Annotated in this window: 17 protein-coding genes; 3 read left to right on the forward strand and 14 right to left on the reverse strand. The window is 69.4% G+C overall.

What is annotated here, in order from left to right:
- Positions 1-102: 102 nt before the first annotated feature.
- The 10 genes from FH610_RS45240 to FH610_RS18600 all read right to left on the reverse strand — a co-directional run bounded on the left by FH610_RS45240 (position 103) and on the right by FH610_RS18600 (position 10,395).
- On the reverse strand, positions 103-234 hold the full coding sequence (locus FH610_RS45240; RefSeq protein ID WP_259405367.1) for a hypothetical protein: 132 nt from the start codon (positions 232-234) through the stop codon (positions 103-105).
- Positions 235-374: 140 nt separating this feature from the next.
- Positions 375-2,351 carry a flavin-containing monooxygenase gene (locus tag FH610_RS18560; protein ID WP_139575778.1) on the reverse strand — a complete coding sequence of 659 codons (1,977 nt, stop codon included), beginning with the start codon at positions 2,349-2,351 and terminating at the stop codon, positions 375-377.
- Between the two features lie 69 nt (positions 2,352-2,420).
- A complete protein-coding gene (locus FH610_RS18565; RefSeq protein WP_139575779.1) occupies positions 2,421-4,016 on the reverse strand; it encodes an FAD-dependent monooxygenase in 1,596 nt (531 codons plus the stop codon).
- A gap of 42 nt (positions 4,017-4,058) precedes the next feature.
- Entirely contained in the window at positions 4,059-4,910 is an 852-nt protein-coding gene (locus FH610_RS18570) for a fumarylacetoacetate hydrolase family protein (RefSeq protein ID WP_139575780.1), read from the reverse strand.
- A 55-nt stretch (positions 4,911-4,965) separates the two neighbouring features.
- Entirely contained in the window at positions 4,966-6,603 is a 1,638-nt protein-coding gene (locus tag FH610_RS18575) for a bifunctional 3-(3-hydroxy-phenyl)propionate/3-hydroxycinnamic acid hydroxylase (protein ID WP_139575781.1), read from the reverse strand.
- Positions 6,600-7,325, reverse strand: a complete 726-nt coding sequence (locus FH610_RS18580; RefSeq protein ID WP_161628029.1) for an HpcH/HpaI aldolase family protein — start codon at positions 7,323-7,325, stop codon at positions 6,600-6,602. The genes FH610_RS18575 and FH610_RS18580 overlap by 4 nt, the downstream gene beginning before the upstream one ends.
- Positions 7,322-7,786: a nuclear transport factor 2 family protein gene (locus FH610_RS18585; protein ID WP_139575783.1), complete on the reverse strand. Its 465-nt coding sequence runs from the start codon at positions 7,784-7,786 to the stop codon at positions 7,322-7,324. The genes FH610_RS18580 and FH610_RS18585 overlap by 4 nt, the downstream gene beginning before the upstream one ends.
- Positions 7,787-7,790: 4 nt before the next feature.
- Entirely contained in the window at positions 7,791-8,567 is a 777-nt protein-coding gene (locus tag FH610_RS18590) for a 2-keto-4-pentenoate hydratase (protein WP_139575784.1), read from the reverse strand.
- The gene (locus FH610_RS18595) at positions 8,564-9,442 is read right to left on the reverse strand and encodes an alpha/beta fold hydrolase (protein WP_139575785.1); all 879 of its coding nucleotides are present in this window, start codon (positions 9,440-9,442) and stop codon (positions 8,564-8,566) included. Before FH610_RS18595 ends, FH610_RS18590 begins: the two co-directional genes overlap by 4 nt.
- Positions 9,439-10,395, reverse strand: a complete 957-nt coding sequence (locus FH610_RS18600) for a 3-carboxyethylcatechol 2,3-dioxygenase (protein WP_338104556.1) — start codon at positions 10,393-10,395, stop codon at positions 9,439-9,441. The genes FH610_RS18595 and FH610_RS18600 overlap by 4 nt, the downstream gene beginning before the upstream one ends.
- A gap of 178 nt (positions 10,396-10,573) precedes the next feature.
- Between FH610_RS18600 and FH610_RS18605 the strand changes: the two genes are divergently transcribed.
- On the forward strand, positions 10,574-11,245 hold the full coding sequence (locus tag FH610_RS18605; RefSeq protein WP_139575787.1) for a TetR/AcrR family transcriptional regulator: 672 nt from the start codon (positions 10,574-10,576) through the stop codon (positions 11,243-11,245).
- A 17-nt stretch (positions 11,246-11,262) separates the two neighbouring features.
- Here the strand turns inward: FH610_RS18605 and FH610_RS18610 are convergent, their stop codons facing one another.
- The 4 genes from FH610_RS18610 to FH610_RS18625 form a co-directional block, all read right to left on the reverse strand.
- Complete coding sequence (locus tag FH610_RS18610) at positions 11,263-11,976, reverse strand: SDR family oxidoreductase (protein WP_139575788.1); 714 nt, start codon at positions 11,974-11,976, stop codon at positions 11,263-11,265.
- Between the two features lie 39 nt (positions 11,977-12,015).
- Positions 12,016-13,365, reverse strand: a complete 1,350-nt coding sequence (locus FH610_RS18615; protein ID WP_139575789.1) for an MFS transporter — start codon at positions 13,363-13,365, stop codon at positions 12,016-12,018.
- 292 nt (positions 13,366-13,657) lie between these two features.
- Positions 13,658-15,097, reverse strand: coding sequence for an MFS transporter (locus FH610_RS18620; RefSeq protein ID WP_205825875.1), 1,440 nt, complete (start codon positions 15,095-15,097; stop codon positions 13,658-13,660).
- A 104-nt stretch (positions 15,098-15,201) separates the two neighbouring features.
- On the reverse strand, positions 15,202-15,645 hold the full coding sequence (locus tag FH610_RS18625) for an ATP-binding protein (RefSeq protein WP_139575790.1): 444 nt from the start codon (positions 15,643-15,645) through the stop codon (positions 15,202-15,204).
- Between the two features lie 151 nt (positions 15,646-15,796).
- On the opposite strand from FH610_RS18625, the gene FH610_RS18630 reads away from it, so the two are divergent.
- Together FH610_RS18630 and FH610_RS18635 are read left to right on the forward strand one after the other, a co-directional pair.
- The gene (locus FH610_RS18630; RefSeq protein WP_139575791.1) at positions 15,797-16,648 is read left to right on the forward strand and encodes a helix-turn-helix domain-containing protein; all 852 of its coding nucleotides are present in this window, start codon (positions 15,797-15,799) and stop codon (positions 16,646-16,648) included.
- A complete protein-coding gene (locus tag FH610_RS18635; RefSeq protein ID WP_139575792.1) occupies positions 16,645-16,866 on the forward strand; it encodes a DUF397 domain-containing protein in 222 nt (73 codons plus the stop codon). Before FH610_RS18630 ends, FH610_RS18635 begins: the two co-directional genes overlap by 4 nt.
- Positions 16,867-16,906: the final 40 nt, after the last annotated feature.

Consider the following 16,906-nt stretch of genomic DNA (forward strand, 5'->3'; position numbering starts at 1 on the left):
GAGGCGTCGCACACGGGGGCGGGGGCGAAGGTGCGGGTGAAGGAGGAGGGCCGGGCCACGGTGGGCCCGGCCCGGATCATGGTGGCACCGGCCGTGCGGCCGTCACTCGCTCGCGCCCTCGGCGGGGCGGTTGGCCTTCTTCGCCTGCTTCGCCGAGCGGGCTTCCTTGATGGCCGTCCTCTTCGCCTTGCCGGTGGACTTCGCGGGCTTCTTCTTCTGACCGTCGTCAGCCATGATTCCCCCGAATGTATGAGGATGCGCCTTATGTGCACATCTGAGGGGGTTGATACCCAAGAGAGCCGTGTGCCATCCGGCATGACTCGTCACACCGGCGAGGCGGGCCGCCAACGTCCGGTGCGACTTCTTGATCGGGTTCACGCCGATGTGTACGGTCCGGGACGTGGGATCCGGCGGTACGCCTCCGGGTCGACCTCGCGGGTCGCGTTCCAGTAGTCGAGCAGTGGGAACGGCCAGCACTGCGACACGCGCCCCCTGCTGTTCTTGTACCAGCTGCTCACCTTGGCCGCGCCCCAGACCATCCGCTCGTTCTCGGCGTCGACGGCGTCGTTGTAGCTCAGGTAGGCGTCCTCGCGGCAGTCGAGCGCCGCGTCGCCGTCGCGCACCAGGCTCTCGACAACCTCGACGATGTATTCCACGGCGAGCTCTGTGAACAGCACGGTGCTGCCGTTGACTACGTGGTTGGTGTTGGGGCCGTAGACGAGGAACAGGTTGGGGAAGTGCGGAACGGTGATGCCGAGATACGCCCGCGCGTCGCCGTCCCAGAAGTCCTGGAGGTCCCGCTTCCCGGTGCCGGTGACCCGCATCGCCGACAGGAACTCCGAGGCCCTGAAGCCGGTGCTGTAGATGACGGCGTCGAGCTCGTGCAGGGTCCCGTCCTCGGTGCGGATCCCGTTCGCCGTGAACTCGCGGATCCGGTCCGTCACGAGGGCGACGTCGTCCCGCTTGAGGGCCCGCGCCCAGCTCCCGTTGTCCCGCAGCAACCGCTTCGCGCCCGGCGGGTACGCCGGGATCACGTGGTCGAGCAGGTCCGGGCGGTCGGCGAACTGCGCGGTGAGGTGGTCGGTCAGGGCCACTCGCAGGACCTCGTTCTGCTCGGAGACCGAGCCCTCCTTGGTCCAGCCGGGATCGACCTCGGCGAAGCGGCGACGGCCCTCGACCGAGGTCCAGAACTGGAAGAACCGATACCACCGCGCGTAGTACGGCACCTGGCGGAAGAGCCAGATGAGCTCCTCCTCGATCTCGTCCGTGTATCGCGGGGTCGGCAGCGTCCACGGGGGGTTGCGCTGGAAGACGGTCAGGTGCTCCACCTGCTCGGCGATCGCCGGGACGACCTGGAAGCCCGACGCGCCGGTGCCGACGACGCCCACGCGCAGACCCGTCAGGTCGACGTCGTGACGCCAGCGCGCGGTGTGCCAGGTCTCGCCCCGGAACAGCTCCTGGCCCTCGAACCTCGGGATCAGCGGCTGGTTGAGCTGCCCCACGGCACTGACGACGGCGTCGAAGACCTCGACGGCCTCGGCCCCGTCGCCTGCGCGGTATCGCACCCGCCAGTTCGCGTCCGGCTCCTGGAAGTCGAGCGCGACGACATGCGTCGAGAGCCGTAGGTGCGGGGCCAGGCCGGCGTCCTCGGCGAACTTCACGAGGTAGGCCTGGATGGACTCGCGGCTCGAGAAGTAGCACGGCCAGTCCGGCTTCTGCGCGAACGAGTAGCTGTAGGCGTAGTTGTGCGTGTCGAGCCGGCATCCCGGATAGGTGTTCTCGTACCAGGTTCCGCCGATGTCCGGGTTCTTGTCGAAGACCACGACATCCACCCCGGCCTGCCTGAGCCGGTGGGCGGCGACGAGCCCGGACAGACCAGCGCCGATGACGGCGACGCGGAAATCGCGCTCGGGGTCGAGAGCCTTCAGCTCCCAGCCGGGGGCGCCGCTGTCGTGCGGGATGTCGAGTTCGTGCGCGAGCAGCGGAAGGTAGGACTCGTCCGCTTCGTGGGCGATGAAGTCGAGCAGCCGGGTCAGGCGGGCCGGCGCCGGCTCGGGCCCCGTCGTGAACCCCGAGTCGCGGAAGCGCCGCAGCCCGTCGAGGCAGAGCTCGCGCGCCCGCCGCTGCCGCTCCTCGTCGAGGCCGCCCTGGTGCAGGGCGCCCGCAGGCGGGATCACCGAGTCGGGGCGCAGGGCGGGGTCGATGAACGCGTCGTCGTCCAGGATCTGAGCAAGGGTGGTGAGGAGGGCGGGAAGGTCGGCGGTCGCGACGGCGCTTTCGAGTCTCTCGTCGCTCCACTCGGCGTGGTCGGGCGCCGGTGCGGTGACTCGGTCGGCGGCAACCTGGTCCATGGTGCGTCCTTCGGTGGGTGGGAGGAAGTCAGGGGGCCGGGCCGACGCCCTTTTCGGAGAGCGGGACGGTCAGCTCGGGATCGGGGGCTGGAGGCGCTCCTGGTGCCGCCGCCAGGCGTCGGCGAGCCACGGGACGAATTCCACGAGGGCCGCGAACGCCTCGGACTCCCGGCCGGCGGGCGCCGCGGCCGCCACGTATCGATCGGGGCGGACGAGGAGGGTCACCGGCTCGGCGCGCAGCCCGGCGAAGGAGCCGGACAGGTCCGCGACGACGACCCGGCCGTCCGCGGCGCCGGGTGTCGCGTCGAGCGGGATGACCTCGATGCCGGCGCCCCCAGCGAACCGCAGTGCGTTCCACCCCGAGCCGAGCATCGTGTCCAGCGGTGCGGTATCGCCCCCGGGGAGACGCACCGCCGGCTGGGAGAGGGAACGGCCGACAAGGCCGGCGACCGTCTTGGGCAGGCCGTCGGGGACCGGGGCGATGCAGCCACGGGTGTGGTGCGGCTGCTTGAGGAACTTCATCGCCGTGATCCAGCTCTTCAGCGACGGCACCAGGCCGGTGCCGCGCAGCAGCAGGTCGCGTGCCAGGGTGACCCTGGAATCGGTGCTCATGACGATCTGCCCGATCCGCCGCGACAGCTTGACCATCTGCTCGGCGTGGGGGCGCCGCTCGGTCTCATACGTCGCCACCAGCGCGTCCGTCCCGGTGCCGTGGACGGCGGCGGCGATCTTCCAGGCGAGGTTGGCGGCGTCGCGGATGCCGGCGTTCATCCCCTGTCCCGCGAACGGAGGCATCATGTGCGCGGCGTCGCCGGCGAGCAGGACCCGGCCCTGGCGATAACGCAGCGCGACGCGCTGATGCGCCACGTAGACCCTCGCTCGCCGGATGTCCTCGGGGGCGACGCGGCGGCGCAGGTAAGGCTCGATGAGCGTCGCCACCATGTCCGGGGTGGTCACCTGCTCGGCGGTCTCACCGGGCAGGAGCATGAACTCGAACCGGCAGCGTCCCTTGACGCCCGGGACGACCACGGCGGGCCGGGTGCCGTTGCAGTGGAACTCGGCGAACCTCTCGTGCTCGCCGGTGCCCAGCAGGTCGACGACGATCCACTCCTCGACCTGCGTGGAGCCCTCCATCGGAATGCCCAGCCGGCACCTGACGGGACTGCGTCCGCCGTCGCAGGCGATGACCCACTTGGCGTGCACGACCGTCCTGCCCCGCGGGCCCAGGACCGTCGTCTCCACGTGGTCGCCGGTGTCCCGGACGGAGAAGGCCTCCGTCTCGAAGCGGAGCTCGACGCGGTCGCGGCCGCGGACGGCGTCGAGCAGCAGCTCCTCCAGCACCGGCTGGTCGAACTGGGACTTCCCCGGCTGCCCGAGCCGGGAGCTCGCCGGGCGGACCTCGGCCAGCAGTTGCCCGTGCCGGCCGAAATAACGCGCCCCGGTGTCCGTCAGCATCTCCGGCACGAGACGGTCCAGGATGCCGATCTGCTGCATCACCCGCAGCGTCTCGTCCGCCACGCTGATCGCCCGCGGCTCGTCGCTGGTGCCCGGATTCTTCTCCACGACCACGACGCGCACGCCGTGGTCGGCGAGGAGGCCGGCGGCGGTCAGCCCGGTGGGCCCGGCCCCGATGATCAGGACATCCGTGTCCATGACAGAGTGCATCGACTGTCTAACTCCCGACGCTGGATACCGGGTGGACTCGCCTCAGCGCTCGCGCCGGACGGTGTTGCGCAGGATGCCGAGACCGGTGATCTCCACCTCGACGACGTCGCCCTCGGAGAGCAGACCCTGCGGGTCCATGAACATGCCCACCCCGCCCGGTGTGCCGGTGACGATCACGTCGCCGGGAGCCAGCCGGGTGAACCCCGTGACGTGCGCGATCAGCTCGGGGATGCCGAAGTACAGGTCCCCGACGGAGGCCTTCTGCCGTACGTCGCCGTTGACCCTCGTCTCGAGCACGAGCTCGCCGACGTTCCCGAGGTCCGCGGCGGACACGAGATAGGGCCCGAACGCGCCCGTCCCGGGAAAGTTCTTGCCCGGGATCCACTGGCTCGTGGCGCGTTGCCAGTCACGGGCGGTGAAGTCGTTGTAGGCGGCGTATCCGGCGACGTGGTCCCAGGCGTCGGCCTCATCGACGTGGAAGGCCTCCTTGCCGATCACCAGCGCCAGCTCGCCCTCGTAGTCGAACTGGGTCGTCGACGCGGGCATGCGCGCGGGCCGCAGGTGGCCGATCTGGGTGTCCGCGAAGCGGGTGAAGACCGTCGGGGCCTTCTGCTCGGTGCGGCCCGTCTCCTGCTGGTGGCTGCGGTAGTTGACACCGATACAGATGATCTTGGACGGGTTGGTGATCGCCGGCAGGAACTCGATCTCGGCCTCCGGCCGGGCCGGGGCGTTCAGGTAGCGGTCCCCGACCTGGCCGAAGACGCCCGACCCCACCGCGTCGCGCAGGTCGGTCGCGAGGCCGAGCCCGGAGGGGCCGAGATCGTAGGCGGCCCCTTCCACGATCACTCCCCAGGTGGGCGATCCGTCAGGGGCGGCGAAGCTGGCGTGGTACACAGGTGTTCCTTCGATGGGGCGATGGTGATGTGAGCGGAGATCCGCAGGGTGCGCGTCAGGCCAGGTAAGAGATGGCGTCGAGCAGCTTCTCTGTGGTCCGGTCCGCCTCGACGGCCAGGCACTCGGCCGCGATCACACGGTCGGGGCGGAGGAAGAGGACCGAGTACGGCTTGTCGTCGAACCACTTCTTGACCCGGCCCAGGGCGTCGCCGATGACCGTGACGCCGTCGGAGGCGTTGGCGGCGGTCCACTCGCGTTGCACTTCGGGGACCGCCTGGACGAAGGCCGCACCGAGACGTTCGAGCGCCTCGACGGACTTCTCGGACAGGAGCCGGCGTGGGTCGTTGTTCCAGGCCAGAACGGCCCACCGCAGGCCGATGACGTCGTCGAGCAGTTTCACGGCTCCGTCGGGTGCGGACACCTTCGGCTGGATGAACAGCCTGCCCGCCGAACGGTTCACGCCGTGCGCCGGGAGGATCGACTTCGATCTGTGGATCTCGGTCGTCACCACGGCGCCGCGGGTGTAGCTCGGCATCGGCTTGAAGCGCATCGAGGCGACGTAGCGCTTGACGGGCGGGAGATACTCGACCGCGGTCCCGACGACGGTGCGGGCCACCTCGCGCAGCCGGCCGCGGGAGGCGAAGGCCTTGCCCATGCCGACCGAGAGCTCGACCATGCCGCGCACGTGGTCACGACGCTCGACCTCGTAGGTGTCGAGCAGCGCGGCCGACGAGGTGCCGTTCAGCACCGCGGCGAGCTTCCACCCGAGGTTCACGGCGTCCCGGATGCAGGAGTTCCAGCCCTGGCCGGCGTTCACCGGCATGACGTGCGCCGCGTCGCCCGCGATGAAGACGCGGCCACGACGGAAGGCCGAGGCGATCCGCGCGTTGTGGGTGTAGACCCGCCGGCGGATGATGTTGAGCCGTTCGGGACTGCGCACGTGGTCGGTGAGCAGGCCGCGCACGAAGGCGTCCGACTCGGCCAGCTCGTTGTCCTCGTCGTCGCCGAGCATGAACTCCCAGCGGCGGATGCCGTGCGGCAGCCCGAAGGTCGCCCAGCTCCGTACGGGGTCGGCTCCGAAGATCGCGTTCGGCGTGCCGAGCGGGTCGTCGGCGACGTCGACGACGAGGCAGCGGTCGGGCAGCGTGACGCCCTCGAAGTTGGCGCCCAGCCACTCCCGGGTGAACGAGCGGCCGCCCTCGGCCCCGACCATGTATTCGGCGGTGACCCGGGTCACCTGGCCGGAGCCGACGTCCTGGATCGTGCAGGCGACCTGCTCGGAGGTCTGCTCGATCTTGAGGAGCTCGTGCCCGAGCCGCACCTCGACGTGCGGGAAGCGGTCGAGACCGGCGAGCAGCACCCGGTCGACGAGAGGCTGGATGAAGCCGTTGCGGCGCGACCAGCCGAACTCGTCGGTCTGGGGAGCCATCTCGGCGATGACCCGGCCCTGGGAGTTGACCGCCCGCACCATGTGGTGCGGGACCGTGTGCGGCAGGACCTTGTCGACGAGGTCGACGGCCTGCATCGAGCGCAGGGCCTCGTCGTCGATGCCGATCGCCCGCGGATAGTCGATGAGCTCGTGGAGCCGCTCGATGATCAGCGTTCGCACGCCGTAACGCCCGAGCAGGTTGGACAGCATCAGGCCCGTCGGGCCGGCCCCGACGATGACGACCTGGTAATCAGCGGCACTCATGCTCGATAACTCCCGATCAGAAGCTGGGTTGCCCGGGCCACGAGGCCCACGTCGCTGCCGAGCCCGACGAAGTCGGCCTGCCCGGAGCCGGTCATACGGCGGGCGTACTCGCCCGACACGGAGAAGACGCCCACCTCGACGCCGGCCTCGCGGGCGGCGGCGACGACCAGGTCGATGGCGTCCTTGACCGGGCCGTCCTCCCAGTCCAGGCGCGGCGGGTGGCCCATGGTCAGGGCCAGGTCGGCGGGGCCGATGTAGACGCCGTCGAGGCCGGCGACGGTGAGGATCTCGCGTCGCCGCTCGACCCCGAGGGCCGACTCGATCTGGACGTACGCGCGCACGCTCGCGTTGGCCGAGGCGCACATGTCCGGCCCCTGGTAGAGCCCGGGGCGCTGCGGACCGAGGCTCCGGGCTCCGACCGGTGCGAACTTCGTCGCGGCCACCACGGCGCGGGCCTGCTCGGCGCTCTCGACGCAGGGGGCGATGATCCCTCCCGCGCCCGCGTCGAGGACGGCGCCGATGACGCCCGCGTCGATGCCGGGCACCCGCACCAGCGTGCGGCTCAGGGAGCCGGGCACCGAGCGGATGATCCGGGTCGCCGAGCCGAGGTCGTGCTCACCGTGCTGCATGTCCACGACGACGCCGGTGAACCCGTTGGCCACCGCGTGCTCGGCGATCAGCTGCGATGCGACGCTCAGGTGCAGGAACGCGGGCGCGCTCACCTGCCCTCGTCCTCCGTGCCGGCGACCTCCGGGCTCGCGACCACGGGCCTCGGCGCGTCGGCGTTGGTGAACACCGGCACGACACGTCGCTCGGCGAGCAGCCACTCGTCGCCGGCCTTCTCGAAGGTGTCGTGATACTCGCCCACGCTCGCGGGGGTCGCCGGACTGGCGTGGGTGTCGCGGAACGCCACATAGTAGGAGGTGGAGCACAGCCGCCCCTCGCTCCGGAACACGCGGACGTTGCTCAGCACGTGGCGGACCTTGCTGGGGTCGCTCAGGCGCCGGACGCCCCACTGCCTGATGGCGTCGCGTCCGACCATGGTGCCCATCGGCCCCTCGGAGCGGCACTTCTCGCTGTACAGCTCCCAGAGGGTGTCGGTCAGGCCGTGGTCGTTGCGGTAGGCGTGCTCGGCGAGCAGCGCCATCACGGCCAGGCGGTCCTCGGTGCTCACTCTGGTCATCGGTTCACTCCTTGGCGAAGCGTGCGGTCACCGACCCCACGCCGGTGATGTCGGCCCGGTAGAGCGGCCCGAAATCGAAGTCCATGATCAGACCGATCGAGCCGGGCAGGAGAAGCTCGCCGGCCTGCAACGGGACGTCCTGCTCGCACGCGGTGCGGGCCAGCCAGGCGATGGCGTTGATCGGGTTACCCATGACGTTGCTGCCGATGCCAGAGGTGATCTCCACCCCGTCCCGGGTGAGGGACAGGCGGACGTCCCGGAGGTCCACCCTCCCGTAGGGCTGCCTGTCGCCCAGGATGATCCCGGCGCAGGCGGCGTTGTCGGCGATCGTGTCGACGATCTTCATGCCGTAGTTCTCGTAGTGGCAGTCGACCAGCTCGAACGCCGGCGCGATGAAGTCGATCGCGTCCTCGATCGTGGGGATGTCCCAGGCGTGCAGGTCCTTCTTGAGGGCGAAGGCGACCTCGGCCTCGATCTTCGGCTTGACGTAGTCCTTCGGGTCGAACACGGCTCCGTCGTGGAAGACCATGTCGTCCATGATCGTTCCGTAGTCGGGCTCGTTCACGCCCGCCTTGGCCTGGACCAGGGGGTTGGTGAGGCCGACCTTGCGCCCGGCGCGGGTCCGTCCCGAAGCGATCTTGCGCTGGACGATCCTGCGCTGGATCTCGTACGCCGAGTCGACGTCGTCGTCGGCGATGAACTCGCGGACGAACGGCATGCGGGTCCGGTGGACGTTCGCCTCCCAGAGGAGGTCGGTCACCGTGTCGAGGACCCCGCTCATGACGCCTGCTCCCGCAGGAACCGAAGGACCGCCGCGTTGAACTGCTCGGGTTCCTCCCACTGCGGCCAGTGGGCGGCGCCCTCGACGAGCACGAACCGGCCGTGCGGCATCTTCTCGGCCAGAGCGCGCCCTACGCCGGGGTCGCCCGACGGCTCGTGGTCGGTCCAGACCAGCAACGCCGGCAGCGGCTGGTTCTCGTAGTCGGCGTCCGTGACGCTGTTGCGCCGCCTGATCTCGGGATCCTGCAGGGCGAGGATCGCGTTCATCGAGTCGACGAACCCGGGCTGGGCGTAGATGGCCTGGCGCACCGCGACGAGTTCGTCGCTGATCGCCTCGGCGTCGTGGATGACGACGTTGAGGCGTGCCTTGACGTTCTCCCAGGAGGGGTCCTCGACCGAACGGCGCGACATGCTCTGGGCGCGGGCCATCCGGTCGGCCGGGATCATGCGCCCGCCGGGCGCGCTCAGGATCAGCGAGGCGAAGCGCTCGGGGTGCCGCCGCGCCACCTTGAGGGCGATCCAGCCGCCGAGGGACTCCCCGCACAGGTGGGGCCTGTCCAGGTCGTAGTGGTCCATGAGCGCGAGCAGGTGCTCGATGTAGTCGGCGATCTCGAGCGTGCCCTTCACCAGGGTCGAGTAGCCGTGGCCCGGGTAGTCGTACGCGATGATCTGGTAGTGCTCGCCGAGCGCGCGCAGGTTGTGCGTGTACGCCTCGATGTGCCCGCTCGTGCCGGCGAGCATGAGGATGGTCTGGTCGCCCCGCCCCATGCGAAGCACGCGGGTGCGGATCCCCCCGATCTCCGGGAACTCCAGGACGTGGGGCAGATCGGCGATCTGCGACCACAGGGTGCGATGGTGAACGCCGCGGATCGTCATGCGAGCGACCTCGCCGTGACCACGCCGAAGCCGGCGCCCCAGGGGACGGAGGACCAGTAGCCCTCGTCCACCGTCTTGTACTCGCCCAAGGCCGACAGCGCCGAGAACGCGGCCAGCCACGTGCGCACCTCCTGCGCCCCTGATCCGCCCTCGCGGGTGATCCAGTCGTTGCGCCACTCGTCGGCCTGGGCCAGGTCGTTCGACCCCAGGACGCGCAGGATCTCGCGGTCGAAGGCCTCGTTGACCGGCTTGCAGTCGCCCTCGCCGCGGGCGTGCGCGTGCGCGGCCCGCATGATCATGGCCTCGCGCTCGGCGCGCTGCTCGGAGGTGACGACGGCGCTCGTCAGCCGCTGACGCACCGGCTCGGGGGCGGTGTCGAACACCGCGATCGGCGGGTCGTGGGACAGGCCCCCGGAGGCGAGGAAGAGCACCCGCTCGCCGAGCTGTTCCGCCGTCCTGCCCACCGCCTCGCCGAAGAGGCGGATCCGCCCCATGGGGCCGAGCGGAAGGCCCACGCAGTTCACGAAGATCGGCACAAAGGGTTTGGTGAATTCCTCGCCGAAGATGAACTCCATCGTCTGGAGCATTCCGTGGTCGACTTTCAGCCGCTCCGAGCGTGGCACGTCGATGCCCTGGGCCAGTACGCCGGCGTGAAGACGGCGCGCGGTTTCCGAGTCGACGGGAAGAGGCCCTTCCCGCGTTCCCCAGTCGCCGATGCCCTCGGCCTGGGCGCCGATGCAGAACGACGGCATCATTTCGTACAGCACGCCATTGAAATGGTCGGGGCCGAACGAGACCACGATTTCCGGGTCGAACTCGGCCACGAACTCCTTGACGCCTTCGATCGCCTCGAGGATCTCTTCGTGGATCGTCCCGCCGGGATCGACCCTGCCCAGGGTCGGAGCATGGCTCATAGCCGCCAACGCGAAGCTCACGGGTCCTCGCCCTCTCACTAGAATCGCGGTTCCAGAATCAACGTACTAGCGGGGAGATGCTCCCGCAACCCCCCGAGCCCCCCCGCCGGATTCCTGCTCGGACGGTGCGGGGGGCGGCGTGGCACCCCGTGCGGAGGCGGGAAGCGGGGGCCGGGGAGGACCTCGTGGCGGCCCTTGCCTCGCGTACACTCCCCCTATGGCGCAAGGCACTTCACGGCGGGCGAGATCAGAGAACTCCAAGGAGCAGATCCTTCAGGCGGCGCTGCGCCTCGCCGTCGAGCGGGGTTACGAGGGCACGACGATGGCGGACGTCAGCGCGGAGTCGGGCCTGCCCATCGGCTCCGTGTACTGGCACTTCAAGAACAAGGAGCAGCTCTTCGTCGAATTGCTCGAGCACTGCCACGCCGAATGGCTCAAGATTCACTCGGGCCCGATCGCGGTTCGCGACAAGGTGACGCGCGGCATCGCCGGCCAGGTCCGCGAGGACCCCGGCGGTTACTCACGCGAAGAGGCGCTGTTGAAGGTCGCGATGATCCTGGCTCTCGACAAACGTCTCGGCGGCCTCGGTGAAGACAGCGAGGTCCGCCGGACGTATATAAGGATCCGGTCCAAGATGTTCGAGGTCAATGTCAGGCATCTCGCGGATTCGCTGCCCGGCGACGTGGTCGAGGCGTTTCCCGAATTGCCGGAGAAGTTGGCGGTGCTCAGTCTCGCCCTTACCGACGGCTTCTATGTGCACGCCAACTCGGCCATTCGCATTGATTTCGCCGAATATGCCGACCTCGCCGCCCTGGCACTCGAAGGACTGGTCGACCGGTACGTGAAACTCGCGCGCGAGCGCAAATCCATCTCCACCGCCGCCGGCTGATCGGCCGCCGGCGGAAGTCAGACGCTCCGGGTCACGCCTCCGTCGACGCGCACGTTCTGGCCCGTGATGTACGCGGCGTCGTCCGACGTTAGGAACGCCACGGTACGCGCGATCTCGGCATAGCTGGCCGGACGTCGCATCGGGATGTTCGAGACCCAGTCGCTCGGGACCGTCGCCGGGTCGGCCACGGTGTATCCCGGGAGAACGTTGTTGACCCTGATCCCGTCCGCGGCCACCTCGGCGGACCACAGCTTGACCCAGGTCGTCATCGCGGCCCGCGCCACCATGGACGTCGGGAAGCGAGGCGAGGGCTCGGTGGGGGCGGCACTGGAGATGTTGACGATCGCACCGCCACCCCGGGACCGCATGACGGGGAGCGCCGCCTTGCAGGCACGCACCACGTTGTAGAAATACAGGTCGAAGCCGAGGGCCAGTTGCTCGTCCGTGAGCTCTTCGAGAGTGCCCTTCGGCCCGTGACCGGCGCTGTTCACGACGACGTCGAGACGTCCCCACTCGCCGGTCACCCGCTCCACGGCGGACTCGATCGTTCCCCGCGCGGTGTAGTCCCCGCGGACGGCCAGGCCGCCGATCTCACGGGCGAGACTCTCCACCGCCTCCCCGCGGGCCATCACCGCGACGCGGTGGCCGCGCGTCGAGAGCTCGCGGGCCGTCGCCGCGCCGATCCCGCTGCTCGCGGCGATGACCAGCGCGGCCCTCTTTCCCCCGATCATTGTGATCCTCCTGATGTGAGATGTCGTGTCTCGTGTTCCTCAGGCCGCGTTCAGTGCCGTCGCCGCCTCGACACCGGTGCGGACGCGCCGCACGTGGCCGTGCAGGAACAGCAGCACGATGGCCGAGAGGACGAGCGGCAGCGCGAACAACGCGAAGGTCAGGCGCGGTGCCACCTCGGCGTCGAAGAAGGCGCCGCCGAGGGTCGGGGCGATGATGCCGCCGATGCGCCCCACTCCCATGACCAGTCCGTAGCCGGTCGAGCGGACCTTCTCCGGGTAGAGCAGAGGCACGGCGGCGTAGAAACCTGTCGTCGAGGCGCTCAGGAAGAACGAGGTGGCGGCGATGGCGAGGAAGGGAAGCGTCTGAACGGTCGCCGCCTGGCCGAAGACGACAAGGAAGACACCGCTCAGGACGATGACGATCGCGGTCATCCGGTAGATGTCGCGCCGGGCGATGACGGCACCGAAGAGGAGGACGCCGATCACTCCTCCGATGCCGTACCAGGACATGGTGTCCGCTGCCACGCTGCGGTCGTGCGTGACGTCGGCCATGTACTTGGCGGCCCAGTTCGTCGTGAAGTAGAAGCCGACCATGAAGAGGAAGTAGGCGAGGCTCGACAGCATCGTGTTGCGCAGGAGCTTGCCCCTGAAGACCTCGGCGAACGGGGCCTTCGTCCTGGTGAGGCTCTCCTCCTGGGGGAGGGCGCTCACGGACTCGAGACCCATGCGGCCGAGGAGCCTGTTGAAGCGCTCGATCGCACCGCGCTTGCGGGAGGAGGCGATGTAGGCGAGGGACTCGGGCATCAGCAGGTGCACGAGGACGATGCTGAGGAGCGCGCCTCCCGAACCGATGCCGAAGGCGAAACGCCACCCATGCTCGTGCAGCGTCGGGCCGATGAAGGTCGAGCCGAGGAACGTTCCGATGGGGATGCCGGCGGCATACCCGGTCATGACGATCGGGTAGACGCGGGCGTTGACATATTCGGAGAAGAGAACCGCCACGACGGCGATGAGGGTGCCGATCCCCGCGCCCGTCACGATGCGGCCGAGGGCGAGGAACGCGACGCCGTCGGCGAAGGTGGAGATCGCCATGCCGATCGCCACGATGTAGGCCCCGAGAAGGCCGGTGGCCCGGCGGCCGATCCTGTCGCCGAGCGGCGCGAGCGCGACCGCTCCGATGAACAGACCGACCAGGGCGCCCGACATCGCCATGCCGAGCTCCTTGGAGGTGATCCCGAAGTCGTCGGCGATGTAGGGCGACGCGAACGACGTCAACGAGATGTCATAGCCGTCCATCAGGACGAGGAAGAGACCGGTGGCCACCACCCACCACTGCATCGCCGACATCTTCCTGGTCTTCAGGGTGTCGAAGACTCCTACCGCTGCCATTTCCCTTCTCCTCCCTGAGATGGGATCGGGTGCCGCTTGAGGGCACCCCGGGGAGAGCACTCTAGAATTCGAGATCTAGAATGGTGATTCTGGGCGGAACAGTAACGAACGCCACAAGTGGCGTCAATGGGTTGTGAGGCCGGGCGGGTGAGCCTACCCCGCACCCTGAGGCCGGGTTCGAACCCGGCATCGACGGCTGTTACCGGGCAGGCCGCGGAGAGGGGTACAACCACTTTGAAACGCGCACAGGCACCTGCCGGGGGCAGGTGCCTGTGCCGAAGACTTGGCGCGATCAGACCATCTGGTGCTGCTCGGCGCTGAGTGGTGCGGCGATGTCCTCCAGCGAACGCCGGGCCGCCTCCACGCCCATGAACCACTGCACCAGCCCGGCCGCCATCATCAGGACGGCGCCGATGACGTAGCCGACCACGACGTTGCCGACGACCCCGCTCTCCACCAGGCGGCCGAACAGCACGGGCCCGATGATGCCGCCGAGCCCGGTGCCGACGGCGTAGAACAGCGCGATCGCCAGGGCCCTGGTCTCCATCGGGAAGATCTCCGAGACCGTCAGGTAGGCGCTGCTCGCTCCCGCGGAGGCGAAGAAGAACACCACCATCCAGCAGGCCGTGAGGGTCACCGGGGTCAGCACGTGTGCGTTGAACAGCACGGCGGTGCCCAGTAGGAGCAGGCCCGACAGCACGTAGCTGCCCGCGATCATCGTCCGGCGCCCGACCGTGTCGAAGAATCGGCCGAGCAGGACCGGGCCGAGGAAGTTCCCGATCGCGATCGGGACGAGATACCACGGCGTGCTGCCGTCCGGCACCTTGAAGAACTTCGACAGCACCAGCGCGTACGTGAAGAAGATCGAGTTGTAGAGGAACGCCTGACCGATGAACAGCGACAGGCCGACGGTCGTGCGCTTGGGATAGCGGCGCAGCAGCGTGGCCGCCACCTCCGACAGCGGGGTGTGCGTCCGCTGGTTGATCCTGATCTCCCCGTGCGCCGGTTCGAGCGTCTTGCCGCTCTCCTCGCGGACCTTCGTCTCGATCTCCCGCACGATCTCCTCGGCCTCTTCTCCGCGGCCGTGGATGAACAGCCAGCGCGGGCTCTCCGGCACGGTCCTGCGGACCAGCAGGATCGCCACGCCGAGGACGGCGCCCAGGCCGAACAGCAGGCGCCAGCCGAGACCGGCCGGCAGCAGGCTCGTGTCGAGCGCCGGGATCGCGATGAGCGCGCCGAGCGCGGTGCCGAGCCAGAAGGAGCCGTTCACCACCAGGTCGACCGTGCCGCGTACGCGGGCCGGGATGAGCTCGTCGATCGCCGAGTTGATCGCGGCGTACTCGCCTCCGATGCCGGCGCCGGTGAAGAACCGGCACAGGTAGAAGTACCAGGCGTCGTGCGAGAACGCCGTGGCCACGGTGGCGGCCAGGTAGAGGGCGAGCGTCACCAGGAAGAGCTTCTTGCGCCCGAACCGGTCCGTCAGGTGGCCGAAGAAGAGAGCGCCAAGGCAGGCTCCCGCGACGTACACGCCGGCGGCGATCCCGACCTCGCTGTCGGTGAGTCCCAGCCCGCTGCTCGGGTCCGTGATCCGGGGGCCGATGACCCCGACGATGGTCACTTCGAGCCCGTCGAGGATCCAGACGGTGCCGAGTCCGATGAGCACGAGCCAGTGCCAACGGGCCCAGGGGAGCCGATCCAGCCGCGCGGGAATGTCGGTGCTTATTTGCGCCATATCGTCCCCTTCTCCGGAAGATATGGCGCCCGTCTACCCCGGATCCGGCCAGAAATTCGTTCCGCTTCTCACCGGTCTCGGCCCGTGGCGGTGCGGACCGGCGTTCAGGCCGTCCTCGTGCTCTCGCTTTCGACGCCCCTGGGCGGCGGTACGGCGGCGTCGTGCCCGAGCTCGAACCACACGCAGACCCCGGTGCGGCTCGCCGACACGCCCCACCGGCGGGTGAACAGGTGCACGAGGTGGACGCCGCGGCCCGGTGTCAGCTCGGGAGACGTCCAGCACCCGCAGCCCTGAGTCGACAACGTGACGCGTGCCGCGGCGGGCGTGGCCAGGACCGACACGCCGTATCCCGGCGGGCGTCCGCAGGAGGCGGCGTGCCGGAGCGACTCGGCGACCAGCTCGCCGATCAGTTGCACGGCGTCGTCGCGGCAGGGGTGGCCGTCGCCGAGTCGGCTCGCCACGAACCGCCGGGCGGCCCGCACCTGGGACGGGTCTCCCGAGAAGGGGCGTGAGATCGCGATTCTCCCCGAGAGGTTGAGAATTGTCATCCCGTGATAACTCCCTGTGCACCCGCCTGCGGATGGCGATTCGAGGTCCGTGCAAGACTTCGTTCATCCTGCACTTTGCAAAACGGCTACGCAATATGGCGAATGCACGATTGCATAGTTTCCTTTTGCGGCGAAAGGGAGAGTTCGGTTCATGAGGGGAGTGGGCGGCCCTACAGTCCGGCTCCGCCGGCTTTCCGGTGAGCTGACGCGTCTGCGGCGAGAGGCCGGGTTCGTCCGCGAGGAGGTCGCGCGACGGCTCGGCGTGGCGGTCTCCACCGTCTACCGGATCGAGGCGGGCCACACCCGCCCGCACACCCGGACCATCCGCGACCTGCTCGACCTCTACGGCGTCGAGGGCTCGGAACGGGACGCGTTGATCGCGCTGGCCAGGGACGCCGCCCGGCGGGGATGGTGGCGCGCCTACGACGACGTCCTGCCCGGGCCGTACGTCGGGCTGGAGGCCGAGGCGTCGTCGGTGCGCAACTACGAGCCGCTGCTGGTCCCCGGGCTGCTGCAGACGGAGGACTACGCCCGCGCGGTCATCGGCGCCGCCCTGGTGAAGGACCCGGCGGAGATCGAGCGCCGGGCGGCCGCCCGGATGGAGCGCCAGCGGCGCCTGACCGGGCCCGCCCCACTGGAGCTGTGGGCCGTCCTCGACGAGGCGGCGCTGCGCCGGCCCGTGGGCGGCCCGCCCGTGATGGCCGAGCAGCTGCGCAGGCTGCGGGAGATGGCCGTCCAGCCGAACGTCACCGTGCAGGTGCTGCCGTTCGACGCGGGCGCCTACCTCGGCATGGGCAACTCGACGGCGATCCTGGCCTTCCCCGATCCCGGCGACGCCGACGTGGTGCTGCTGGAGAACATGAGCGGCGAGCTCTACCTGGAGGATCCGGCGGAGATCCGCGGATACGTCCAGGTCTTCGATCATCTTCGTGCCGCCGCGCTCGGCCCGGAGAAGTCCATGGAAATGATCATTTCGGTCGAGAAGGAGATGGCGGGACGATGAGGGGACTTGTACCGGCGGACGACCTGGCCTGCGCGATCTGGCGCAAGGCGGCGCGCTCGAACACCGTCGGCAACCAGTGTGTGGAGGTCGCGCGCCTGCGCGACGGCGTCGCCGTACGCGACTCGAAGGATCCCCAGGGGCCGCGGCTGATGTTCACCCCCGGCGAGTGGGAGGCGTTCGTCGAAGGGGTCAAGGGCGGGGAGTTCGACCTGTCCTGAGACCTTCCGGTCCCCGCACGGCCCGTCCCCGTCGCGCACC

The organism is Microbispora catharanthi (genome assembly GCF_006334915.2).
Taxonomy (GTDB): domain Bacteria; phylum Actinomycetota; class Actinomycetes; order Streptosporangiales; family Streptosporangiaceae; genus Microbispora; species Microbispora catharanthi.